Origin of the sequence: Azoarcus indigens (assembly GCF_004361735.1) — a bacterium.
Classification (GTDB): domain Bacteria; phylum Pseudomonadota; class Gammaproteobacteria; order Burkholderiales; family Rhodocyclaceae; genus Azoarcus; species Azoarcus indigens.
On record NZ_SNVV01000001.1, the window covers coordinates 310,260 to 333,481 of the forward strand.

The following is a 23,222-nucleotide window of genomic DNA, read 5'->3' on the forward strand; positions in this document are numbered from 1 at the left end:
ATCAGGCGGCGATTAGCATTCCCCCACTACGCCACGGGGAATATCGATGTCCTGCATCCGCCTCCGCCTGCTTCATGCCGAAAACACCGGTTTCGACCGCCAGCGCCGCCACCTGCTCGGCCTGGGCGCGGCCAGCCTCCTGGGCGGCCTCGCCCCCGGCGCACTGATCTCGCCAGTTGCCGCCGCCCCCATCCCCGCCGGCACCCGTCTGCGCATCGCCCAGTACAAGGGCGGCGACCGCCTGCTGCTGGCCGCCGCCGGCCTGGCCGACACGCCCTACGCTATAGACTGGGCGGAATTCGCCTCCGGCAACCTGATGGTGGAGGCCATGAACGGCGGCTCGCTGGACCTGGCCTACGGCAGCGAGATTCCGCCGCTGTTCGGCCACCTGGCCGGCGCCAACATCCGCGTGGTCGCCGTCATCAAGGGCGATGTGAACGAGCAGACGGTGCTGGTGCCCAAGGACTCGGCCATCCGCGCCATCGCCGATCTCAAGGGCAAGCGCGTCGGCTATGTGCGCGCCACCACCACCCACTACTACCTCACCAAGATGCTGGCGGAAGTGGGGCTGGGCTTCGCCGACATCCAGGCCATCAACCTCAGCGTGCCCGACGGCGCCTCCGCCTTCCGCACCGGCCAGCTGGATGCCTGGGCCATCTACGGCTACTCGGTGCCGCTGGCGCAGACCTCGGTGGGCGCGCGGGTGCTGAAGCGCGCCAACGGCTATCTCTCCGGCAACTACCTCTACTTCTCGCCGCCGCAGGCCATCGCCGATCCGGCGCGCAATGCCGCGCTGGCCGACGTCTTTCTCCGCCTACAGAAGGCCTTCGCCTGGCGCCAGGCCAACCCGGAGCGCTATGCGGAAGCGATTGCGCCGGAGATCGGCGTGCCGGTGGACGCGGTGCTCACGCTGCTCAGGAACGAGAGCCAGCCGCGCCGGCTGGTGGCGGTGGACGAGGCGGCCATCCGCAGCCAGCAGGACGTGGCCGACACCTTCCTCAAGTCCGGCGTCATCAACCGCCAGGTGGATCTGCACCCGCTGTGGGACCGCAGCTTCGAGCCGGTGCTGAACGGACGGGCCGGCTGATGGGCGCACCGGAAAGCCTGCACGCCACCCGCCGCCAGCGCGCCACGCCCAGCGAGCGCGCCGCCGCGCTGGTACCGGAATTCGCCCGCCGTGCCGTCATCAACGACCGCGACAACCGCCTGCCGCTGGAGAACATCGCCGACCTGCACGCCGCCGGCCTGCTCGGCCTCACCGTGCCGGCCAGCGCCGGTGGCTTCGGCGGCGGGCTGGCCGATGCGGTGGCGGTGGTGAGCGCCGTCAGCCGTGGCGATGCTTCCACCGCGCTGCTGCTGTCGCTGCACTACCAGTGGCAGGCGGCCATCGCCCGCTCGCCGCGCTGGCCGGCCCACCTGCGCCACGCCATCGGCCACGAGGCCGCCACCGAGCCGGCGCTGATCAACGCCCTGAGGGTGGAGCCGGAGCTGGGCACGCCGGTGCGCGGCGGCCTGCCCGCCACCCGCGCCCGGCGGGTGGAAGGCGGCTGGCGCATCAGCGGCCGCAAGGTCTACTCCAGCGGCGCCGCGCTGCTGCGCCATGCGGTGGTGTGGGCGGCCGCCGAGGTGGACGGCGCCCTGCTCACCGGCTACTTCCTGCTGCCGATGAGCGCCGCCGGCATCACCCTGGTGCCCACCTGGGACCACCTGGGCATGCGCGCCACCGTCAGCGACGACGTGATCCTGGACGAGGTCTTCGTGCCCGCCGACCACGCGGTGGACCTGCGGCCGCCAGAAGCCTGGGCCGCGCCGGACGCCCTCATCGCCAGCTGGAACCCGGTGCTGATCGCCGCCGCCTACGCCGGCATCCCCGAAGCCGCGCGCGACTGGCTGGTCGGCTGGCTGAACGGCCGCACGCCCAGCAACCTCGGCGCCCCGCTCTCCAGCCTCTACCGCTTCCAGACCGTGGTGGGCGAGATCGAAGGCCTGATCGCGGTGAATCGCCGCCTGCTCGCCCACTTCGCGCTGGAATTCGACGCCGCGGACCAAGACGGCCTGGATGAGCCGGCCGAAGCGGACGGCGGCAGGCCGGATCCAGGCCTGGGCCGGAGCGGCAAGCTGCTGCCGCCCACCGACGCCGGCCTCGTCAAGCACGCCGTCACCGGCAACGCCATCCGCGCGCTGGAACTGGCGGTGGAAGCCGCCGGCAACCCGGCGCTGATGCGCGCCAATCCGCTGGAGCGGTTGCACCGCGACGTACTGTGCAGCCGCATCCACTCGCCGCAGAACGACATGATCCTGACCCAGGCCGGCCGCCTCGCCCTGGGGCTTTGCTGATTTCCTCCTGACTCGCCCAGTGCCTCGCCCCGTTTCCCCTCCGCCCTCCATCCTCCACCTCCGGGAGCCCACGATGAGCGTCGATTTCTTCGGCATGATCTACACCCAGAAGCAGTCCGAGATCCACCCCGCGGAAGGCGGCCCGATAGATCGCGACTACGTGCGCGACTTCGCCCTCGCCCACGAGAACGCCGGCTTCGACCGCATCCTCTACCCGCTGCACTCCACCACGCCGGACGGCTTCCTCACCCTGGCCTACGCCGCCTCCTTCACCAAGCGCATCCACTTCCTGCTGGCCCACCGCCCCGGCTTCATCGCCCCGACGCTGGCTGCGCGCAAGCTCGCCACGCTGGACCACTTCACCGGCGGCCGGGTGGCGGTGCACATCATCTCCGGCGGCGACGACGTCGATCAGCGCCGCGACGGCGACTTCCTCGACCATGACGAGCGCTACGCCCGCACCGACGAATACCTGGAGATCGTGCGCCGCATCTGGACCAGCGACGCGCCCTTCGACCACCAGGGCCGCTACTACCAGTTCGAAGGCGGCTACTCCGAAGTGAAGCCGGTGCAGAAACCCTACCTGCCCATCTTCTTCGGCGGTTCGTCGGCAGCCGCCATCCAGGTCGCCGGCAAGCATGCGGACGCCTTCGCCCTGTGGGGCGAGAACCTGGCACAGACGCGCGACACCATCGCCCGGGTGCGCGCCGAGGCGGCGAAGCACGGCCGCGACATCCGCTTCAGCGTCTCCTTCCGCCCCATCCTCGCCGACACCGAGGCCGCCGCCTGGGAGCGCGCCGGACACATCCTCAACGAAACCCGCCGCCTGCGCGCCGCTCAGGGCCTGGGCCAGGGCGCGCCGCTGCAGAGCGAAGGCGCCCGCCGCCTGCTCGCCGCCGCCACCGACGGCGACCGCGCCGACAAGCGCCTGTGGACCGCCATCGCCAGGGAAACCGGCGGCCGCTCCAACTCCACCGCCCTGGTCGGCACGCCGGAGCAGGTCGCAGAAGCCCTGCTGGACTACTACGAGCTCGGCGTCACCACCTTCCTCATCCGCGGCTTCGACCCGCTGGAAGACGCCATCGACTACGGCCGCAAGCTCATCCCGCTGACCCGCGAACTCGTTGCCGAGCGCGACGCCCGCGGCCTGCGCAAGGCCGGCTGAGCGGGTGTGGGGCGAGCGGCGGCGGTCACCGCAAGCCGCCGCGCCGCTCGCGTTCAGCGCGCCCCACCCAGCGGTCTTATTGATCTGGCAACCGAATGCCCGGCAGCCATCCAGGCCGCGCCCTTAGCCAGCCATGTAGGCCCCAGGGCAAGCGGCCTCTCTCGCTTGCCTGCCGGGTTCATGAACGCTGCCGCCTCGGCGCAAGGCCGTCCCACACCAGCGGCAGCCTGCACGCAGGCCGACACATTTCCCGAGCTGGAGCACAGCTCACGCTCCGTGTCTCGCCCCCTGGGTCTTGCCCCCCGTTACCCCGTACCTACCCGCCCACGAGGTTCCCATGAACGCTCCCGACCGCCGCTTCCTGCTCGAAGAGCCCGCTCCGCGCGCCTCCATCGAGGAAGAGCGCCTGTACCGCAAGCAACGCCTGGCCGCCACCTTCCGCCTGTTCGCCCGCCACGGCTACGACCACGGCCTCGCCGGCCACGTCACCGCGCGCGATCCCGAGCATCCGGACCGCTTCTGGGTCAATCCCTTCGGCAAGCACTTCAGCCGCATCCGCGTCTCCGATCTGCTGCTGGTGGATCACGAGGGCAACATCCTGGTTGGCGACCGGCCGGTGAACCGGGCCGCCTTCGCCATCCATTCCGCGCTGCACGCCGCCCGGCCGGACGTCATCGCCGCCGCCCATACCCACTCCACCTACGGCAAGGCCTGGTCCAGCCTCGGCCGCCTGCTCGACCCGCTGACCCAGGACGCCTGCGCCTTCTACGGTGACCACGTACTGTTCGACGACTACACCGGCGTGGTGTGGGACAAGTCCGAAGGCGAACGCATCGCCGCCGCGCTGGGCGGCAAGAAGGCCGCCATCCTGCGCAACCACGGCCTGCTTACCACCGGCCCCTCGGTGGAAGCCGCCGCCTGGTGGTTCATCTCCATGGACAACGCCGCCCACGCCCAGCTGCTGGCCGAAGCCGCCGGCCTGCCCAGGCCGCTCACGCACGAAGTCGCCAGCCACACCGCCGGCCAGGTCGGCGGCCACCGCAGCGCGGCGCTGGGCTTTCACAGCCTGTGGGAGATCCTCATCGAAGAAGAAGCGGATTTTCTCGAGTAGCCCATCCGCCACCTGGAAAAATCAGGCGGACGGCGGCAATTCCAGCACCCGGTTGGCCCATCCCCGCCCCAGCGCCTGAAGCCGCTCGCGGAAGGGCTGCGGGCCCGCCGCGGTACGTTCCGCGTCGAGGTAGAGCACGGTATCGCGGCCTGGCTCGAAACACGGCCACGTCGGCAGGCCTGCGCCATTGGGATCGCCGCCGCGAGCAAAATTGAGCCAGTAGCGCGACATCATTTCCGTCATCAATACCCGCCGCTCACTCATCGGCCAGGCCGCAGTCTCCGGGTTGCGCAAGGCGTAGCCGATCTCGGCGCCGTGGAAGGCGCCGAACTCGCCGCTGTCTCGGCCTTGGTGAGGGATGCCAGCCGGAAGCGTGTCGCGGAAGACGAAATGATAGAAATACACCGCTTGCCGGCGATTCAAGGCCATCGCCGTCGTCAGCGCCGATGAGTTCCAGTTGAATACGATGTCAGCCAACAGGCGCCGGCCCCGCGCCACCGCTTCAGCATCCGTCGTGGCGAGGAAATGGTGGAGGTCATCGGCTGGCAGCGCGCCGCAGTAGCGCTGCACCGCCTGCTCCAGCCCCGCTACCGTCCCGCCGCCCAGCGGCGGAAACAGGGCGCCCTCATCGGCATTGAAACCGGCCAGCAGCGCTACGTCGGCCACACGACCTGCGGCAATGGCGTCAAAGGGATGTTCGGGGATGACCACGCCATCCAGTGCTGGATGGAAGATCCAGCGCCCTGCGTCCGCCTGCACCAACTGGAACGGATCCATGCGGCGCAATTCGGCAATGCTCCGCGCGCCAAGCCGCCGGGCAAACTCGACACCGGCCTCCTCCATGCCGCGATAGCGACTGATCATGCTCATGGTATTGAGCGGCCCCAGCGGTGCTCCGCTCTGTGCCACTGCGCGCTGAAATAGCCCGCGCGAGCGCGGCATCACGAGATGGAAGGCCACGCTGAACGCGCCGGAAGACTGCCCCATCAAGGTGATCCGTTCGGGATCGCCGCCGAAAGCGGCAATGTTCTCGCGCACCCAGCGCAGCGCGGCAATCTGATCCAGCAGCGCATAGTTGCCGGAAACACCATCGGGCGACTCCGCCGCCAACTCCGGATGGGTCAGGAAACCGAGGATGCCCACGCGGTGGTTGAAAGACACGAACACCACATCCTGCGCTGCCAGGTGGGCACCGTCATAGCGCGCGTCGTCGGACGTTCCGGCGACATAGGCGCCACCGTAGATCCACACCACCACGGGGCGGGAGCGCCCGGCTCTGTCGGCCGGAGCCCATACGTTCACGCTCAGGCAGTCCTCGCTCATGACAACCGGCCGCTGCGGGAAGAGCGCCTGTGCCTGCCGCGGCATCGCCCATGGACTGGCGGAAAACCGCTCGGCCCGCCGGGTCCCCGACCACGGCGGCACCGGCTGCGGCGGCCGCCAGCGCAATGCTCCCACCGGAGCCGCCGCATACGGAATGCCCAGCCAGGCATCCACCCCCGGCACAGCCGTCGCCACGCCTTCCAGCTCGCCACCGGTGACGGAAACGACCCGTCCCTCCCCGGCCCTTCCCAGCCGCGGCAAGCACAGCATGCCGGCACCAGCGGCAAGAAAACCACGTCGATCCATTCGCACCGTCTGATCACCTCCAGGTCGCACCTCGTGCCAGGGCCAGCCCCGTCCGGCGTAAGGCCCCCAACTGTGCCCTCACCCCCCAAAGGAATTGCATAATCGGACAGGAGCAGCGAGTCCTGGCGGCAAGGCAAGAGGGTCAATCTATCCCCGGTGCAACAGCAGACGCGGTGCTTTTTCCGTATCGCGCGACAGCAGCCCCGGGTACGCCCGGAGCGCCGGGAACCCAGCTATGGCGCTCGGCAGCCAATTGCATCACGATAGCCGTGCGCCACGGCAAGCCAACGATGCGGGACATCACTGCACACGGCAGCCCCAGATTGGGGAAGCAGCGACCATTCCTGCCCTTCAGCTTCCCGCGGCGCGCCCGATAGCTGACGGATCAAGCATGCTGAGGTGGCTGGCCATGACGCGCACCCTGAGTTCCCGCTTTCTCGTCCCGCTCTTCGCGCTGCTGGCGCTGGCGACCGCGGTGGAAGCCACACTGGGCTACCTGCGCGCCAGCCGCGACGTCGCCCGCGAAGTCGACGCCCTGGTGGAACAGAAGCTCACCGGCGTGCTGGATGTGTTGCAGGTCACCAACCAGCTGATGGGCGAGCGGGTCAAATCCGCGATGCACCTGCTGGTCGAGCGCGGCGAGGGCCTGGGCGCGGCGGCGCAGGGGCCGGCGGTGGAAGTCGCCGGCCGCAGCACGCCGGACCTGCTGCTCGGTTCCCATCCGCAGGCCAACGACTTCTCCCTGGTGGACGACGTGGTGGCGGTCATGGACGGCACCGCCACCTTGTTCTCCCGCGACGGCGACGACTTCGTCCGGGTCTCCACCAACGTCAAGAAAGCCGACGGCAGCCGCGCCATCGGCACGGTGCTCGACCCCAAGGGCAAGGCCATCGCCCGCATCCGCGACGGCCAGCCCTACTTCGGCCAGGTGGACATCCTCGGCAATCCCTTCATCACCGGCTACCAGCCCATCCTCGCCGCCGGCGGCGGCGTCATCGGCATCTGGTACGTCGGCTACAAGGCCGATCTCGCCACCCTCGCCGCCACCATCGAGAAAAGCCGGGTACTGGCCCAGGGCTTCGCCGCCCTGGTGGACGACAAGGGCCGGGTGCGCTTCCATTCCAGCACCGCCAACGCGGAGCAGGTCGGCGAAGTCCTCGCCGGCAAGGCCGAGGGCTGGAGCCTGCGGCGGGAGGGCTTCGCCCCCTGGGGCTACGAGGTCGTCGTCGCGGTGGCGGACGCGGACCGCCACGCGCTGCTGCGCGAGGTCGTCACCGGCCGGCTGGTGGCGGCGCTGCTGCTGGCCGTGGTGCTGGGCGCGGTGGTGTGGTGGCTGCTGCGCAGGCTGGTGCTGCGACCGCTGGGCGGCGAGCCGGGAATCGCCATCGACGTGGCCCGTGCGGTGGCGCGCGGCGACCTCAGCCAGCCCATCCCGGCAGCACCCGAGGGCAGCCTGCTGCACGCCATTGCCGACATGCAGCGCGGCCTGCGCGCCATCGTCGGCCGCATCGACCAGCTCGCCACTGCGCTGGACCGCCGCGCCGACGGTCTGGTCGCCACTTCCAGCGAGGTCGCCGAGCGCCTCGCCCAGCAATCTTCTGCAGCTGGCCGCATTGCCGCCACCCTGGGCGAGATCGGTGCCAGCGCCAGCGAGGTGGCCGACAACGCCCGTACCGCCGACGGCAAGGCGCGGGAAGCCGGCCGCCAGACCGGCGACAGCGCGGGCGTGGTCGAACGCACGGTGGACGGCATGCAGCGCAGCGCGGAATCCGTCACCCGCTCCGCCGCCTCGCTCAACGAGCTCGCCGCCAGTTCGGAGGCCATCTCCCGCATCACCGGCGTGATCCGCGAAATCGCCGACCAGACCAATATGCTGGCCCTCAACGCCGCCATCGAAGCCGCCCGCGCCGGCGAGCAGGGCCGCGGCTTCGCCGTGGTGGCCGACGAAGTGCGCAAGCTCGCCGAGCGCACCTCCGCTTCCACTGCCGAGATCAGCGGGATGATAGAGAGCATCCAGGAACGCACCCGGCGCGCCATCGCCGAGATGGAAGAAGGCAGCCGGCAGGTGGGCGAAAGCGCGGCGCTGGCGCAAGAAGCGGGCGCCTCCATGAGCCGGGTGCGCAATGCGGCGGAAGACGTGGTGCACACCATCGGCAGCATCTCCGGCGCGCTCGCCGAGCAGCAGCGCGCCACCGGCGAGATCGCCCGCAGCGTGGACGAGATGGCCGGCATGAACGGCCATAACAGCAGCGCCATGCAGGGCTTGGCCAGCGCCGCGGGCGAACTGCGCCATCTCTCCTCGCAACTGCACGAGGCCATCGCCACCTTCCGCACCTGAGCATGCGCAAGAGCGGCTCTCGCCGGCTGCGCGGGCGGGATGCGCCCGGCCGCGCCGTCATTCACCCAGCATTCCTCCGCGCAGACGCCACGGCCCCACCCGGAAACCTAACGGTTCAGGCTGCCGCGGCGTCCGGCCCTCAGCTCCAGAGATTGGGCACCACGTCGCTGGCGTAGCCAGAGATGAAGGTCCTGGCCTCGCCGCTGGCGGCATCGAAGACGTGGCGGGAGACGCGGCCGATGTTGCCGCCGTAGACATGGATGCTGATGGACACCTGGTCGTCCAGCGCATTCTCGACGATGTGCACGTCGCCGATGCTGGGCGACACCGCGGTGACGCCGCCGGCGCCGAGCACGCCGGCCTCCACCTCGCGGTAGCTGCCGTCGGCCTGGTGGTCGAAGCGGCGTTCGCGCTCCCGGCCGCGCAGCACGCCGACCACGCCCCACACCGTGTGGTCGTGCAGCGGCGTCTTCTGGCCGGGGCCCCAGACGAAAGAGACCACCGAGAACCGCTCCTGCGGGTCGGCGTACAGCAGGTACTGCTGGTAGTACTGCGGATGCGGCTGGGCGAAGGCTTCGGGCAGCCAGTCGTCCTTGGCGACGAGCTGGCCGACCAGCTCGCGCCCCTGCTCCAGGATGCGGGGCTCTGTGGCGCCGCTTTCGACCAGCCGGGTCAGGGATACGACGAATTCGCGCAAGGGGTTCAGCGACATGATGGTTCTCCGGTGAGTTCGGAAGGAATGAAGTAGGGAGGACGCCCTGAGAGGTAACGAGGATGTCCGGGTCGCGCGGACCCGACCCCGTTCGCGCGCTCCGGCCGTGGCCGGGCTGTCGCTGGCATGGGTGCCGGCATGGGCGGCGGCGCCGGAACGATCCCTGTTGTCATGGATATCCGCCGCTTTGCCATCTGGCTTCAGCGCCCGCCGGCGAAGCGCAGCCCGGCGAGCAGGGTGCGCAGCACCGGCACCGCGATGCCGTGGGCATCGGCGATGGCGATGGGCGCCGCCAGCAGCGCGTCCGTCTCCAGCCGGCGGCCGGCGAGGCGGTCCTGCAGCATGGAGGTGCGCACCGCGCCCACCAGCTCGGCGCGCGCCACCCGCTGCTGCGGCGTGGTCGGCGAGGGGCAGCCCTCGGCGGCGGCGATGCGGGCGATCTCCGCCATGCCGGCGAGCAGCACTTCGCGCGTCTCCCGGGTGCCGGCGAGTTCGCCGACGGTGGCGCCGGTGATGGCGGAGAGCGGGTTCAGCGTGGCGTTGCCCATCAGCTTTCCCCACACCTCGGCGCGGATGTCGGCGCGCTGTTCGGCGGGGATGCCGGCGGCCTGCCAGCCGGCGACCAGCGCCGCCAGCGCCGGGTCCGCCGCGGCATCGCCGACCTGGGCGGCCTGGGCGACCTGCCCAGCAGCCGCCGGACGGCCGCACAGGTAGCGGTCGCTGCCGGTGCGGCGCACCCGGATACGGCCGGGCGCAGTGCGCTCCACCGCGTGGTGCACCACCACCGCCACCGTGCGCGCCAGCGGCGGCGCGCCGCCGTCGGCCTCCTTGTGTGTCCACCACCAGGGCACGCCGTTCTGCAGGAACACGAACTGGCTGCGTCCGTCGCCGAGCGCGGCCAGCGCCGGCAGCAGCGGCGGCAGGTCGTGGGATTTCACCGTCACCACCACCTGGGCGTAGGGGCCGCGCAGTTCGTCCACCGCCAGGAAGCGCGCCGGCACCTGCCAGGCTTCGTCGCCCTCGGCTGCCACCGCCTGCGGCAGGCCCTCGCGGCCCCGGCCGGCGATGTGCACCTCGTTGCCGGCCCGCGCCAGCCGGCCGCCGACGAACAGCCCCAGGCTGCCGCCGCCGACGATGGCGATGCGCCGCGCCTCAGTCGGCATAGCCGGGCAGCTCCCTGTCCAGCCGGCGGCGCAGCGCCGCCCACTCGCGCTTGCCCGAGGGGAAGAAGCTGGCCTTGGAACCGTAGATGGCCTGCGCCTGTTCATGGCTGCGGGCGATGACCTCGTCCGGTAGCTGGCGCAGCGGCACGCCGGCCGACTGGGCGGCGAGCTGGAAGCGGCAGGCGCGCTCCAGCCGCCAGATGCGGGCGAAGGCTTCGCCCATGTCTCGGCCCAGCGTCATCGTGCCGTGGTTGCGCAGGATGACGGTGTGCCTGTCGCCGATGTTGGCCAGCAGGTCGGCGCGCTCGCGCTCGTCCAGCACCACGCCCTGGAAGTCGTGGTAGGCGATCTGGCCATGCACCATCAGCGCCATCTGGGTGAGCGGCAGCAGGCCTTCTTCCTGCGTCGCCACCGCCACGCCGTCGCGACTGTGCAGGTGGATCACGGCGGCGGCGTCCGGCACCGAGGCATGGATGGCGCCGTGGATGACGATGCCGGCGGGATTGACGTCGCCCTCGCCGGCGGTGACGCGGCCGTCCAGGTCCACCTCCAGGATGCTGGAGGCGGTCACCTCCTCGTACAGCAGGCCCAGCGGGTTGATGAGGTAGCGGTCATGGCGGCCGGGCACCCGGTAGGTGACATGGGTGGCGAGCAGGTCGGTCCAGCCGAACAGATGGATGAGACGGCAGGCGGCGGCGAGATCCACGCGGGCGGCGTGAATGGCTGCGGCCGGGTCCAGCGGTGCGTTCATGGTGTGCTCCCTGCGGGCGTGGCGGCCCGCGGCTGAGTGGATGAGAGACAGGGAATAGGCGGATGCGGGCGGGCTGCCGAGGGTTGCGGCATGAAGGGCGGGCGATGGCGGGCCGGACGGCGGAGCCGCCCTCCCCCGCTCACCGGCCATCCGGCTTGCGCAGCGGACGAGGGCCGCAAGGCCGGGGCAGCGCCGGACGGCGCGCTCACCGCGGCGCGGGGCCGGCACGCGCCGCCCCTGCCGTTGCAGCCGGACGCTGGCAGCGCCAGCAGCACCGCCACGCCCACTCCGTCCCCCTCGTCACCCCGCGCTACCGTCCGCATCGCCCGCGCCTTCGCGGCTTACTCGATCTTGGCGCCGGAGTCGGCCACCACCTTGCCCCAGCGCGCGCTGTCTTCCTGGATCAGCCTGGCGAAGGCTTCCGGCGTGGTGCTTTCCACCTCCAGGCCGGAGGTGGCCAGGCGCGTCTTGGTCTCCGGCTCGGCGGCGATGCGTACCAGCTCCTTGTTCAGCTTCTCCACGATGGCCTTGGGCGTGGCCGCCGGCACTACGATGCCGAACCAGGACGACACCTCGTAGCCCTTCAGCCCGGCTTCGGCGGCGGTGGGCACCTCCGGCAGCACCGGAGAGCGCTTGGCACTGGTGATGGCCAGGCCCTTCACCTTGCCGGCCTTCACCTGCGGCGCCAGCACCGTCAGCGTGTCGAAGGCGGTGTTCACATCGTTGCCCAGCAAGGCGGTGACCGCCGGCGCGCTGCCCTTGTAGGGCACGTGCAGCAGCTGGGTGCCGGTGAGGCTGGCGAACAGCTCGCCGGAGAGGTGGCACAGCGTGCCGTTGCCGCAGGAGGAATAGGTGATCTTGCCCGGCTCGGCCTTGGCCAGCGCCACCAGCTCCTGCAGGGTGTTGGCCGGCGTCGCCGCGCTGGCGGCCACCACGTAGGGCACCGAGGCCACCACCGACACCGGCGCGAAATCCTTTACCGGGTCATAGCGCAGATCCTTGGCCAGGTGCGGCAGCAGCGTGAGCTGGCCGGCCGGCGCCAGCGACAGGGTGTAGCCATCCGCCGCCGACTTGGCGACGAACTCCGCCGCGATGGCGGTGCCGGCGCCCGGCTTGTTCTCCACCACCACCGGCTGGCCGAAGCTGCCGGCGAGCTTCTCGGCATAGAAGCGGGCGACGGTATCCGCCGCCCCGCCCGGCGGGAAGGGCACGACCAGCTTCAGCGGCTTGGTCGGGTAAACGGCTTCAGCCCGCGCCGCGAACGGCGTCAAGGCGACGCTGCCCAGCACGAGGCCGCACAGCGCGGCGTGGTGCAGGCGGAAGGAAGAGAAGAGGCCTTTCGACATGGATGACTCCGGAAAAACACGAGGTAGGAAAACAAGATCGTCAAAACGCGGCGAATGCCTCGGCCGGCAGGGGTTCCGCCAGCCGCGCGCGCACCCGCGGCAGCAGTTCGCGGCCGTAGGCCACCGCGTCGGCCAGCGGCTCGAAGCCGCGCACCAGGAAATGGCTGACGCCCAGGCGGTGGTAGGCCAGCAGCGCGTCGGCCACCTGCTCCGGCGTGCCCACCAGGGCGGTGGAGTTGCCGCCTATGCCGGTGCTGGCGGCCGCGCCGGAGGCGGCGCCGGTGAGCGCGGTGATACCGGTCCACAGGCAGCTGTCCAGCACCTCGCCGCGCTCGGCGTAGGCCAGCAGGCGGCGCGAGCCTTCGTTCTGCGGGCCGGCGCTCTTGGCGGCGGCCGGCTTGGCAGCCAACTTTGCCGCCGCCAGCCGCCCGCGCACGCCATCCAGGATGCGTTCGGCGCGCGCCCAGGCTTCGTCCTCGGTGGCGCCGAGGATGGGCCGCAGCGACAGCGAGAAGCGCAGCGCCTCGGCGCGGCCGTGGCGGGCGGCGGTGGCGCGCACCGCGGCGATCTGCTCGGCGATGCCGGCCAGCGGCTCGCCCCACATCATGAACACGTCGGCATGCTTGCCGGCCACCTCCAGCGCGGCGGCGGAAGAGCCGCCGAAGAAGATGGGGATGTGCGGCTGCTGCAGCGGCCGCGCCTGGGTCACATGGCCCTTGACGCGGTAGTGGCGGCCGTCGAAGTCGAAGGGCTCACTGCGCGTCCACGCCAGCTTCAGCACCTCCAGGTATTCGTCGGTGCGGGCGTAACGCTCGTCATGGCCGAGGAAATCGCCGTCGCGCTGCTGCTCGGCGTCGTTGCCGCCGCTGACGATGTTGATGGCCGCGCGGCCATCGCTGAAGTGGTCCAGCGAGGCGAACTGGCGCGCCGCCACCGTGGGCGCCACCACGCCCGGCCGGTGCGCCACCAGCAGGCCGAGGCGGCGGGTTTCGTGGGCGGCGTGGGCGGCGATCTGCAGGCCGTCCGGCGCGGCGCTGTGGTAGGCGATCAGCGCGCGGTCGAAGCCGGCGTGCTCCTGCGCCCGCGCGCAGGCGCCCAGGTAGGCCTTGTCCACCAGCGGGCCGCTGGCGGGCTGGATCTCGCTCGCTTCCTGGTGGGAGAGGAAGCCGATGAATTCGACGGCATGCGGCCTGGACATGGCGGGTTCCTGGGCTGGCGGGGGAAGGAAAGCGGAAGCGCTGCGGGGCGCCGGCCGCCGGCGTGGAGACGGCAGCCGGCGGGCGATCGCGCTCAGTCGAACTGGGTGCCGGACTCGCGCACGACCTTGCCGTACTTGTCGTAGTCGGTACGCACCTGGGCGGCGAAGGCGGCCGGGGTGCTGGGCCAGGCGTCCAGGCCCTGCGCCGCCAGCTTCTCCTTCACCGTCGGCGAGGCGGCGGCCTTGGCGATCTCGGCGTTCAGGCGCTCGACGATGGCCGGCGGCGTGGCGGCGGCCACGTTGAGGCCGAACCAGGAGGTGACTTCGAAACCCGGGTAGCCGGCCTCGGCCACGGTGGGCACGTCCGGCAGCAGCGGCGAGCGCTCGCGGGAGGCGATGGCCAGGCCCTTCAGCTTGCCGCCCTTGATCTGCGGCGCCAGGATGGTGAGCGTATCCACCGCCAGGTTCACATTGCCGCCGATGACCGCGGTGACCGCCGGCGCGCTGCCCTTGAAGGGCACGTGCAGGATGTCGGTGCCGCTGGTGAGGCGGAAGTACTCGCCAGCCAGATGGATGATGGTGCCGCTGCCGGAGGAGGAGTAGCTGAACTTACCCGGCGCCGCTTTGGCCTGCGCCACCAGCCCCTTGAGGTCGGTCACCGGCACGTCGTTGTTGGCGGCGATGACCACGCCGGTATAGGCCAGCAGCGACACCGGGGCGAAGCTCTTGAAGGGGTCGAACTTGAGGTTCTTGGCGATGTGCGGCAGCACGGTGAGCTGGCCGGTGGGCACCAGGTTCAGGGTGTAGCCGTCGGCCGGGCCATTGGCGACGAATTCGGCGGCGATGGCAGTGCCGGCGCCCGGCTTGTTCTCCACCACCACCGGCTGCTTCAGCGATTCGCTGAGGGCGTCGGCATAGATGCGGCCCACGGTGTCGGCGGCGCCGCCCGGCGGGTAAGGCACGATGAGCTTGAGCGGCTTGCTCGGCCAGTTGTCGGCGGCGGCGGCGAAGGGCAGCGCGAGGGCGACGGCGGCCAGCAGCGGCGTGGCCAGGCGGCGCAGCGAGGGGAAGGCGGTGTTCATGCGGGACGTCTCCGGGTGGGGATGCATGGGTTTGTTTCCGGCGCGGATCAGTGGCTCGGTGGATCAGCGGCTAGCGGCCGGCGAAGCGCGGCGTGCGCTTCTCGGCGAAGGCGGCGATGCCCTCGCGGAAGTCTTCGGAGGCGTTGATTTCCTCGATGCCGGCGCGGGCGTGGGCCGCCAGTTCGGTCGGCCCCTTGGGCAGCACCTGGCCGACGAAGCGCTTCAGCAGCGTGGTGACGAGCGGCGCGTTGGCGGCGATCTGGGCGGCGAGTTCGCGCGCCACCTCCAGCTGCTGGCCCACCGGCACCACCCGGTTCACCAGCCCGGCCTCGTAGGCGCGCCGGGCGTCGATGGAGCCGCCCAGCAGCAAGAGCTCCATCGCCAACTTGTGCGGGATGCGCGCCGCCAGCGAGCTGATGAGCCCGCCGGAGAAGCCGACCTTGGCTTCCGGGTAGGAGAACACCGTGTTGTCGGCGGCAACGGCGAGGTCGGCGAACTGCACCAGCACCAGCCCGCCGCCCACCACCAGCCCGGCGGTGACGGCGATGATGGGTTTCTCCACCTGCACGCCGACGCCGGGAATGGCCTTCCACAGGTCGTGCGGGATGTCGCGCAGGTCGGCGCCGGCGGTGAAGGCGCGGTCGCCGGCGGCGGCTAGGATGGCGACGCGGTCGTCGCTGGCGTCGAAGCGCCGCCAGGCGGCGTTCAGCTCGCGCACCACGTCGTGGGTGATCACGTTGTACTTGTCGGCGCGGTCGATGAGGATTTCGGCGACGCCCTTGTTCGAGGTGTAGCGGACGGTGCTCATGCTCTGTTCTCTTGTGTGCGGCCCCGCCGCCTGGGCGGCGGAGCGTTCATCGGGGGCGGATTGAGGCCGCCTGGCGGCCGGTCGGCATCGGCTCAGCGCACGCTCTCCACGTCGCGGCCCAGGGTGGCCACCCGCAGTTCGCGGGCGGTGACGCGGGCGGCCTCGGCTTCGGCGCGGCGGCGCTCCAGTTCTTCGGCGCTGAGGCGGGCGGGGTTGGAGTAGTCCAGCTTCCAGCTCGCGTCCGCTGCCCAGCGCAGCGGCGACTGCACGGTGGTGCGCGCCGCCGGGGCGCGCTCCAGCACCTTCAGCGCGAGCTCCAGCGTGGCCTCCTGCGAGGCGGCATCGCCCGGCCGGCCGGCGGCGTTGCCCAGCGGAAAGTCGGAAAACAGCAGCCGCGGCACGCCGACGTACTCGACGATGTCCCGCGCCGCGCCCAGCACCACGGTGCTGATGCCGGCGGCTTCGAGCTCGCGCGCCACCAGGCTCAGCGTCTGGTGGCAGATCGGGCAGTTGGGCACCAGCAGCGCGGCATCCACGCCATCGGCGCGGCAGGCGGCGACGATCTCCGGCGCGTCCACCTCCAGCGTGTGGCGCTGGCTGCGGTTGGTCGGCGCGCCGAAGAAGCGCGGCGCGAGTTCGCCGATGCGACCGACCGCCGCCGCACGGCGCAGCGCCGGCAGCGGGAACCAGCAGCCGCTGTCGCCCAGGTCGGCGTGCTTGCGGTCTATGCCGACGTGGGCGATGCGCAGGTCGTGGTCGATGGCGGTGTCGCCGTCATAGACGCGGTAGAACTTGGCGGCGGCGTTGTAGGGCGCGCCCGGCCCCTGCTCGCCCTTGTCCGGCTGGTAGGGCGCGGCAGTGGTGAGCAGGGCGACGCGGCTCTGCGCCAGCGGCTTCTTCAGCGGCGCGAAGGGCACGTCCAGGTAGTGCGCCCAGACGTAAGGCGTGTCGTAGCCCAGCGCCAGGTACCAGGCGCGGGTGCGCTGGATGTAGGCCACCGGCCGGTCGAACTCGGGGGCGAAGCCGAGGCTGTTGTCGTCGGCCGCGCTCATGCCGACCTCTGCCCCCTCTCCGCCGGCCCCTCGGAGGGAAGCAAGCGGCCCTGCGCCGTCGGGCGTGCTCGGTCTCATCTCAGCCCTTCCCCGCGATCTCGATCAGCTTGGCCTTGGCGCCGGTGCGCGGCAGGCTGCCGAAGGGCAGCACCTCGACCTGCGGCCGGAAGGTGAGCAGCTCGCGGATGCGCTGTTCGATGGCGGCGCCGATGGCGGCCCATTCGGATGCCGGCGTGCCCTCGCCCGCCTCCACCGCCAGCCGCAGCGGCGGTTCGACGCGCGGCGGCGGCGCGTCCAGGCGGATGCGCAGCTCGCCGGAGACCTTGGGGCGGAACTGGGCGACGACGCTCTGGATGGCGGCCGGATACACCTTCACGCCCTTGATCGCCAGCATGTCGTCCACCCGGCCGACGATTTCCATGCGGGTGCCGAAGTGGCCGCAGCCGGGGCATTCGCCGACATGGATCCTGAGGATGTCGCCGGTGGCGTTGCGGAAGGACGGCGCCGCCTCGTATTCCAGCGCGGTGTGGATGGCCTCGCCCACCGCGCCGTCCTTCAGTTCCAGCGGCGCCTTGCTGTCGGGGTCCACCAGGTCGTAGCGGAAGCAGTAGTCCTCGGCGAGGTAGTGCATGCCGTGGGAGTGCTCGCTGTCGCAGGTGATGGTGCCGTTGTGCCAGGCGCCGGCGGTGGCGTCGAACACCTTGGCGCCGTAATGCTCCTTGACGCGCTGGCGGAACAGCGGCTGGCTGGCGCCCGGCTCGCCGGAGCAGTAGATGACCTCGATGCCCAGCGCGCCGACCGGCTTGCCGATCTCCTTGGGCGCGCGCTCGATCAGCTGGTTCACCATCGACGGCGTGGCGAACAGCACCCGCGGCCGGGTCAGCTCGATGTAGCGCAGGATCTTGGGCACGCCGCCCTCGGCGCCCACCGCCACCGGCCGCGCGCCATAGGCTTCCAGCGCCTGCACATAGGTGATGCCGGCCAGCCACAGCGACAGGCCAAAGGCGTGGAAGGTGGTGTCGCCCGGGCGGATGCCAGCGACGCGGAACATGCGGCCGAGCACTTCGTAGGTGATGTCCAGGTCCTTGCGGCTGAACACATAGAACGTGGGCGTGCCGGTGGTGCCCGAGGTGGCAGCGAGGTGGATCGCGTTTTCCGGCGCGGTGGTCAGGTGCAGGCCCAGCGGATGGCCGTAGCGTTCCAGCGAAGCGTCCTGCGACTCGCGGTGGCGGGTCTTGTCCATGAAGGCCGGCAGGCGGCGGAAGTCGTCAAACGTGCGGATGTCGTCCGGCGACTGGATGCCGGCCTCGATGAAGCGCTGGCGGAAGTAGTCCTCGTTGCGCCACACGTAGCGGATCTGGCGCTGCAGCTTGTCCCAGCGGCGGGCGTTGAGAATGGCGAGGTATTCGCCGGGGTCGCGGGTGGGAACGTCGAAATCATGGAGTGCGTGGATGGCGTGCGTGCTCATGGTCGTCCTGCGTTTTTTATCGATGTGGCTGGCATTGCCGCGCCAGCGGCGGGCGCGGCAATGCGGGAGAAGGAGACGGCGGGAAGGCGGGATCGGAGGTGGCGCGCGGGGCCGGCGGCCCCGCCGTGTCAGTCCTCGGCGAAGGCCACCTCCCGGGTCGCGCGCAGCCGCGGCAGCGTCATCACCACGATCAGCGCGAGCGCGATCAGCAGCAGCGTCAGGCTCAGCGGCCGGGTGAAGAACACGCTGGCATCGCCGCGGGACAGCAGCATGGCGCGGCGCAGGTTCTCCTCCATCATCGGCCCGAGCACGAAGCCCAGCAGCAGCGGCGCCGGCTCGCAGCGCAGCTTGATGAAGAGGTAGCCGAGCAGGCCGAAGGCCACGGTGAGCAGCAGGTCGAACAGGCTGTTGTTCACGCTGAAGGCGCCGATGCAGCAGAACAGCAGGATGGCCGGATAGAGGATGCGGTACGGCACCGACAGCAGCTTCACCCACATGCCCACCAGCGGCAGGTTGAGCAACAGCAGCAGCAGGTTGCCCACCCACATGCTGGCGATGACGCCCCAGAACAGCTCCGGCCGCTCGGTCATCACCTGCGGGCCGGGCACGATGCCGTGGATCATCATCGCGCCTATCATCAGCGCCATCACCGCGTTGGACGGCAGGCCCATCACCAGCAGCGGGATGAAGGAGGTCTGCGCGCCGGCGTTGTTGGCCGACTCCGGCGCCGCCACGCCCTCGATGGCGCCCTTGCCGAAGCGCGAGGAGTCCTTCGCCAGCCGCTTCTCGATCATGTAGGCGGCGAAGGAGCTCAGCATCGCCCCGCCGCCGGGCAGCACGCCCAGCACCGCGCCCAGGCCGGAGCCGCGCAGCACCGGCTTCCACGCCTGGCGGTAGTCGTCGCGGGTGGGCAGCACGCTGCCGACCTTGGCCACCGTCACGTCGCGCTTCTGGTCGTGCTCCAGGTTGGCGATGATCTCGCCGATGCCGAAGATGCCCATGGAGATGACGACGAAGTCGATGCCGTCGGCCAGCTGCGGCAGGCCGAAGGTGAAGCGCTCCTCGCCGGAATTCACGTCGGTGCCCACCATGCCCAGCAGCAGGCCGAGCAGCGTCATGGCGATGGCCTTGACGATGTCGCCCTGGGCCAGCACCACCGCCGCCACCAGGCCCAGCACCATCAGCGAGAAGTATTCCGCCGGGCCGAACTTGAGCGCGAACGCTGCCAGCGGCGTGGCCGCGGCGGCCACCACCAGCGTCGCCACCGTGCCGGCGAAGAAGGAGCCGATGGCGGCGATGCCCAGCGCGGCGCCGGCGCGGCCCTTCTTCGCCATTGCATGGCCGTCTATGCAGGTCACCACCGAGGACGATTCGCCCGGCAGGTTCACCAGGATGGCGGTGGTGGAGCCGCCGTACTGCGCGCCGTAGTAGATGCCGGCGAGCATGATCAGCGCTGCCGCTGGCGTCAGGCCGTAGGTCACCGGCAGCAGCATGGCGATGGTCGCCACCGGGCCGAGGCCGGGCAGCACGCCCACCAGCGTGCCCAGGGTGACGCCGACGAAACAGTAGAAAACGTTGTTCCAGCTCAGCGCCGCATCGAAACCCAGCGCCAGGTGAGACAGCAGTTCCATGTCGTTCCGCCGCTCAAGCCGGCAGCACGGGCAGCGGCAGGCCCAGGCCGTAGGCGAATACCGCCGAGCCGAAGAAGGCCAGCGCAGCGCTCAGGCCCAGCAGTTCGCGGATGCGCACTTCCTGGTGGGCATAGCCGCTCAGCAGCGTCAGCGCCACCGTCGCCAGCACCAGGCCTTGGTGCGGCGCCAGCAGGGCGAAGGCGAGCACGCCAGCGCCGACGAACAGCGCCGGCCGCAGCCCCGCCAGCCGGCGCAGGCCGGCCGCGCCGCGGCCCAGCGCCTCGGCCACCTCGTGCGCTTCATTCGCCGCCACCTGCAGGCGCAGGCTGCGCAGCCCGACCACCAGCCCCAGCAGCACCAGGATGCCGCCCAGCACCAGCGGGAAATAACCCGCGCCCATGCGCATGGTGGTGCCTATGGGATAGGAGGAAGCGATATGGGCTCCAGCCAGGCCAAAAAGAACGAAAAGGCCACCGGCCAGCGCGTCCTGCCGATTGAGTATTCTGATTTTCATGTGGGAAAATACGGCTTTTTTATTTTGAAGCGGAATTGAGCGACGAATAGAAAAAAGCAGAGCTTTTGGAAAATCGGAGCTTTTCGAATCCGTCCACCGGCAATTGCGAAATACGGCGAATTGCACAAGCGTGCAAACCACCGCCTGCCGCGCATCGCCACAACCGGCGCGATGAGATGCGGCAAGTCGGGTGACGCAAAGTTATCACCGCGCGGATAGCGCCCAAATACGGATTTTGGCGTTGTAATCCACAAATTCAGAATTCATCCGCGCCGCCCCTTTCTTTTCAATCACCCATATTTCTGACCTTATCGTTATTGGTGAATAAGGGCCGGCTCTTGCTTTTCCGGAATTAAATCCGGCGCGGGCAGTGCCATGCCATTCATCGATTGGAGAAGGTTTATTTGGCGGCGGGTATTCATCGATCCATATATCGATCCCTATTTTTCTTATATCGATAAGGCAGGCGGCACCATTACTCTGGCCGGCTCCCACTTAGCCGTCGCCGCCATGCCCGCGCACCACGCGCGGCAGAAGAAGAAAGAAATGCCCGCCCAAACCCGCTACACCGCCAGCCACTGGGGCCTGTACGCCGCCAGCGCCGACGGCCGCACGCTGCAGCCGCACGCCGGCGACCCCTACCCCTCGCTGCTCGGCCAGGACATGCTCGCCGCCTACCGCTCGCCGCTGCGCATCCAGCGCCCGGCCGCCCGCGCCGGCTGGCTGGCGCGCATGCGCGGCGAGGGTGGCAGCGCCGGGGACGACCGCGAGCGCCGCGGCAGCGAGGCCTTCGTCGAACTGGAGTGGGAAGAAGCGCTGGACCTCGCCGCGCACGAGCTGCAGCGGGTGCGCAAGCACCACGGCAACGCCGCCATCTTCGGCGGCTCCTACGGCTGGGCCAGCGCCGGCCGCTTCCACCATGCGCAGAGCCAGGTGCATCGCTTCCTCAACAGCATCGGCGGCTATGTGCGCCATGTGGACAGCTACAGCCTGGGCGCCGGCCGCGCCCTGCTGCCGCACCTGGTGATGCCGATGGACGAGTTGATGGCGCAGCATCACGACTGGAACGTGCTCGCCGCCCACACCCGGCTCTTCGTCGCCTTCGGCGGCGTGCCGGCCAAGAACGCCCAGGTCGGCGCCAGCGGCGCCTTCGAGCACCGCTGCCGGCCGGGCCTGGCGGCGCTGGCGGCCAAGGGCTGCCGTTTCGTGAACTTCAGCCCGGTGGCGGACAACCTGGACGCGCCGGCGGAGGCGGTGGAATGGATCCCCATCCGCCCCAACAGCGACACCGCGGTGATGCTGGCGCTGGCTCACGGCCTGATCGCCGCCGGCCGCCACGACGCCGCCTTCCTCGCCAGCCACTGCGTCGGCTTCGAGCGCTGGCGCGACTACCTCTTCGGCGCCGACGACGGCATCGTCAAAGACGCCGACTGGGCAGCCGACCTCTCCGGCGTGCCGGCCGAACGCCTGCGCCGGCTGGCGCAGGAGATGGCGGCGCAGCGCACGCTGATCAACTGCGCCTGGGCGTTGCAGCGCGCCGAGCACGGCGAGCAGCCTTTCTGGGCGAGCATCGCGCTGGCCGCGGTGCTGGGCCAGATCGGCCTCCCCGGCGGCGGCTTCGCCCTCGCCTACGGCCCGCTGAACCTGATGGGCAGCCCGCACGCCCGCGTGCCCGGCCCCACCCTGGCGCAGGGCCGCAATGGCGTGGGCGCCTACATCCCGGTCGCCCGCCTCACCGACATGCTGGAACAGCCGGGGGAAGCCTTCGACTACAACGGCCAGCGCCTCGTCTACCCCGACATCCGCCTCGTCTACTGGGCCGGCGGCAACCCCTTCCACCATCACCAGGACCTCAACCGCCTGGTGCGCGCCTGGAAACGGCCGCAAACCATCATCGTCCACGAGCAGTTCTGGAACGCCCATGCCCGCATGGCCGACCTGGTGCTGCCGGCCACCGCCGCGCTGGAGCGCGACGACATCGGCTTCTCCACCCGGGAGCGCCATGTGGTGGCGATGAGCCGGCTGGCCGAGCCGCCCGGCGAGGCACGCGACGACTATGCCATCTTCGCCGCCCTCGCCCGCCGCCTGGGCACCGATGCCGTCTTCACCGAAGGCCGCGACGCCGCCGAATGGCTGCGCCACCTCTACACCGAGGCCGCCGCCAAGGCCGAATTGCGCGGCAGCCGCTGGCCGGACTACGACGCCTTCCGCGCCGCCGGCCTGCTGGACCTCGCCGCGCTGGAGCCGCAGGCGCCGGTGGTGATGCTGGCCGCCTTCCGCGCCGATCCGGCAGCGCACCCGCTGCCCACGCCCAGCGGCCGCATCGAGATCCACTCCGCCACCATCGCCGGCTTCGGCTATGCCGACTGCCCCGGCCACCCGGTGTGGCGCGAGCCGCGGGAATGGCTGGGCGCGCCCGCCGCCGCCGAATTCCCGCTGCATTTGATCTCCGACCAGCCCGTAGCCCGCCTGCACAGCCAGCTGGACCACGGCCCCGCCAGCCAGGCGCGCAAGCTGCACGGCCGCGAGCCGGCCCACCTCAACCCGGCGGATGCCGCCGCCCGCGGCATCGGCGATGGTGATTTGCTGCGCATCCACAACCGCCGCGGCGCCTGCCTCGCCAGCGCCCGCCTGGACCCGGCGGTGATGCCCGGCGTGCTGCGCCTGTCCACCGGCGCCTGGTACGACCCGCTGCGCCTGGGCGAGGGCGACGCCGCCAACCTGGAGAAGCACGGCAACCCCAACGTGCTGACGCGCGACATCGGCAGTTCCCGCCTCGGCCAGGGCTGCGCCGCCCACAGCTGCCTGGTGGAAGTGGAGCGCTACCTCGGCGAAGCACCGCCGCTGAGCGCCCACACGCTGCCGCGCCTGATTCCTGCGGCGGGCACAGGCTGAAGCGCGGCGGTAATCCAGTGCC

Annotated in this window: 19 protein-coding genes; 6 read left to right on the forward strand and 13 right to left on the reverse strand. The window is 70.7% G+C overall.

What is annotated here, in order from left to right; translation table 11 throughout:
• Nucleotides 1-46: 46 nt before the first annotated feature.
• The 4 genes from C7389_RS01455 to C7389_RS01470 all read left to right on the forward strand — a co-directional run bounded on the left by C7389_RS01455 (nucleotide 47) and on the right by C7389_RS01470 (nucleotide 4,613).
• Nucleotides 47-1,087, forward strand: a complete 1,041-nt coding sequence (locus C7389_RS01455; protein WP_133587630.1) for an ABC transporter substrate-binding protein — start codon at nucleotides 47-49, stop codon at nucleotides 1,085-1,087.
• Nucleotides 1,087-2,337: an acyl-CoA dehydrogenase family protein gene (locus tag C7389_RS01460; protein WP_133587632.1), complete on the forward strand. Its 1,251-nt coding sequence runs from the start codon at nucleotides 1,087-1,089 to the stop codon at nucleotides 2,335-2,337. Before C7389_RS01455 ends, C7389_RS01460 begins: the two co-directional genes overlap by 1 nt.
• Before the next feature lie 73 nt (nucleotides 2,338-2,410).
• Complete coding sequence (locus C7389_RS01465) at nucleotides 2,411-3,502, forward strand: LLM class flavin-dependent oxidoreductase (RefSeq protein WP_133587634.1); 1,092 nt, start codon at nucleotides 2,411-2,413, stop codon at nucleotides 3,500-3,502.
• A gap of 337 nt (nucleotides 3,503-3,839) precedes the next feature.
• Nucleotides 3,840-4,613, forward strand: a complete 774-nt coding sequence (locus C7389_RS01470) for a class II aldolase/adducin family protein (RefSeq protein WP_133587636.1) — start codon at nucleotides 3,840-3,842, stop codon at nucleotides 4,611-4,613.
• Between the two features lie 21 nt (nucleotides 4,614-4,634).
• Here the strand turns inward: C7389_RS01470 and C7389_RS01475 are convergent, their stop codons facing one another.
• Complete coding sequence (locus C7389_RS01475; RefSeq protein ID WP_133587638.1) at nucleotides 4,635-6,242, reverse strand: carboxylesterase/lipase family protein; 1,608 nt, start codon at nucleotides 6,240-6,242, stop codon at nucleotides 4,635-4,637.
• A 409-nt stretch (nucleotides 6,243-6,651) separates the two neighbouring features.
• Here C7389_RS01475 and C7389_RS01480 point away from each other — a divergent pair, with 409 nt between their 5' ends.
• Nucleotides 6,652-8,580: a methyl-accepting chemotaxis protein gene (locus C7389_RS01480; RefSeq protein ID WP_162851633.1), complete on the forward strand. Its 1,929-nt coding sequence runs from the start codon at nucleotides 6,652-6,654 to the stop codon at nucleotides 8,578-8,580.
• A gap of 139 nt (nucleotides 8,581-8,719) precedes the next feature.
• Here C7389_RS01480 and C7389_RS01485 read toward each other — a convergent pair whose 3' ends face one another.
• From C7389_RS01485 to C7389_RS01540, 12 genes are all read right to left on the reverse strand, one after another.
• A complete protein-coding gene (locus C7389_RS01485) occupies nucleotides 8,720-9,292 on the reverse strand; it encodes a cysteine dioxygenase family protein (RefSeq protein WP_133587642.1) in 573 nt (190 codons plus the stop codon).
• Between the two features lie 200 nt (nucleotides 9,293-9,492).
• Nucleotides 9,493-10,455 carry a ketopantoate reductase family protein gene (locus tag C7389_RS01490; RefSeq protein ID WP_133587644.1) on the reverse strand — a complete coding sequence of 321 codons (963 nt, stop codon included), beginning with the start codon at nucleotides 10,453-10,455 and terminating at the stop codon, nucleotides 9,493-9,495.
• On the reverse strand, nucleotides 10,445-11,206 hold the full coding sequence (locus C7389_RS01495) for a class II aldolase/adducin family protein (protein WP_162851634.1): 762 nt from the start codon (nucleotides 11,204-11,206) through the stop codon (nucleotides 10,445-10,447). Before C7389_RS01495 ends, C7389_RS01490 begins: the two co-directional genes overlap by 11 nt.
• Nucleotides 11,207-11,547: 341 nt before the next feature.
• Entirely contained in the window at nucleotides 11,548-12,552 is a 1,005-nt protein-coding gene (locus tag C7389_RS01500; RefSeq protein ID WP_133587647.1) for a Bug family tripartite tricarboxylate transporter substrate binding protein, read from the reverse strand.
• A gap of 40 nt (nucleotides 12,553-12,592) precedes the next feature.
• Nucleotides 12,593-13,750: an LLM class flavin-dependent oxidoreductase gene (locus C7389_RS01505; RefSeq protein ID WP_133587649.1), complete on the reverse strand. Its 1,158-nt coding sequence runs from the start codon at nucleotides 13,748-13,750 to the stop codon at nucleotides 12,593-12,595.
• A gap of 92 nt (nucleotides 13,751-13,842) precedes the next feature.
• Nucleotides 13,843-14,832 (reverse strand): tripartite tricarboxylate transporter substrate binding protein, encoded by a 990-nt coding sequence (locus C7389_RS01510; protein WP_133587651.1) that lies wholly within the window; start codon nucleotides 14,830-14,832, stop codon nucleotides 13,843-13,845.
• Nucleotides 14,833-14,902: 70 nt separating this feature from the next.
• Nucleotides 14,903-15,640, reverse strand: a complete 738-nt coding sequence (locus C7389_RS01515; protein ID WP_133587653.1) for an enoyl-CoA hydratase/isomerase family protein — start codon at nucleotides 15,638-15,640, stop codon at nucleotides 14,903-14,905.
• 92 nt (nucleotides 15,641-15,732) lie between these two features.
• Nucleotides 15,733-16,692 carry a glycine/sarcosine/betaine reductase selenoprotein B family protein gene (locus C7389_RS01520; protein WP_133587655.1) on the reverse strand — a complete coding sequence of 320 codons (960 nt, stop codon included), beginning with the start codon at nucleotides 16,690-16,692 and terminating at the stop codon, nucleotides 15,733-15,735.
• A 79-nt stretch (nucleotides 16,693-16,771) separates the two neighbouring features.
• Complete coding sequence (locus C7389_RS01525) at nucleotides 16,772-18,160, reverse strand: phenylacetate--CoA ligase family protein (protein ID WP_133587657.1); 1,389 nt, start codon at nucleotides 18,158-18,160, stop codon at nucleotides 16,772-16,774.
• A gap of 128 nt (nucleotides 18,161-18,288) precedes the next feature.
• Nucleotides 18,289-19,791 carry a tripartite tricarboxylate transporter permease gene (locus C7389_RS01530; protein WP_133587659.1) on the reverse strand — a complete coding sequence of 501 codons (1,503 nt, stop codon included), beginning with the start codon at nucleotides 19,789-19,791 and terminating at the stop codon, nucleotides 18,289-18,291.
• A 13-nt stretch (nucleotides 19,792-19,804) separates the two neighbouring features.
• Nucleotides 19,805-20,305: a tripartite tricarboxylate transporter TctB family protein gene (locus tag C7389_RS01535; RefSeq protein WP_133587661.1), complete on the reverse strand. Its 501-nt coding sequence runs from the start codon at nucleotides 20,303-20,305 to the stop codon at nucleotides 19,805-19,807.
• A gap of 204 nt (nucleotides 20,306-20,509) precedes the next feature.
• On the reverse strand, nucleotides 20,510-20,800 hold the full coding sequence (locus C7389_RS01540) for a hypothetical protein (RefSeq protein ID WP_133587663.1): 291 nt from the start codon (nucleotides 20,798-20,800) through the stop codon (nucleotides 20,510-20,512).
• A 51-nt stretch (nucleotides 20,801-20,851) separates the two neighbouring features.
• Here C7389_RS01540 and C7389_RS01545 point away from each other — a divergent pair, with 51 nt between their 5' ends.
• Entirely contained in the window at nucleotides 20,852-23,200 is a 2,349-nt protein-coding gene (locus C7389_RS01545) for a molybdopterin-dependent oxidoreductase (RefSeq protein ID WP_133587665.1), read from the forward strand.
• The last annotated feature ends 22 nt before the right edge of the window (nucleotides 23,201-23,222 follow it).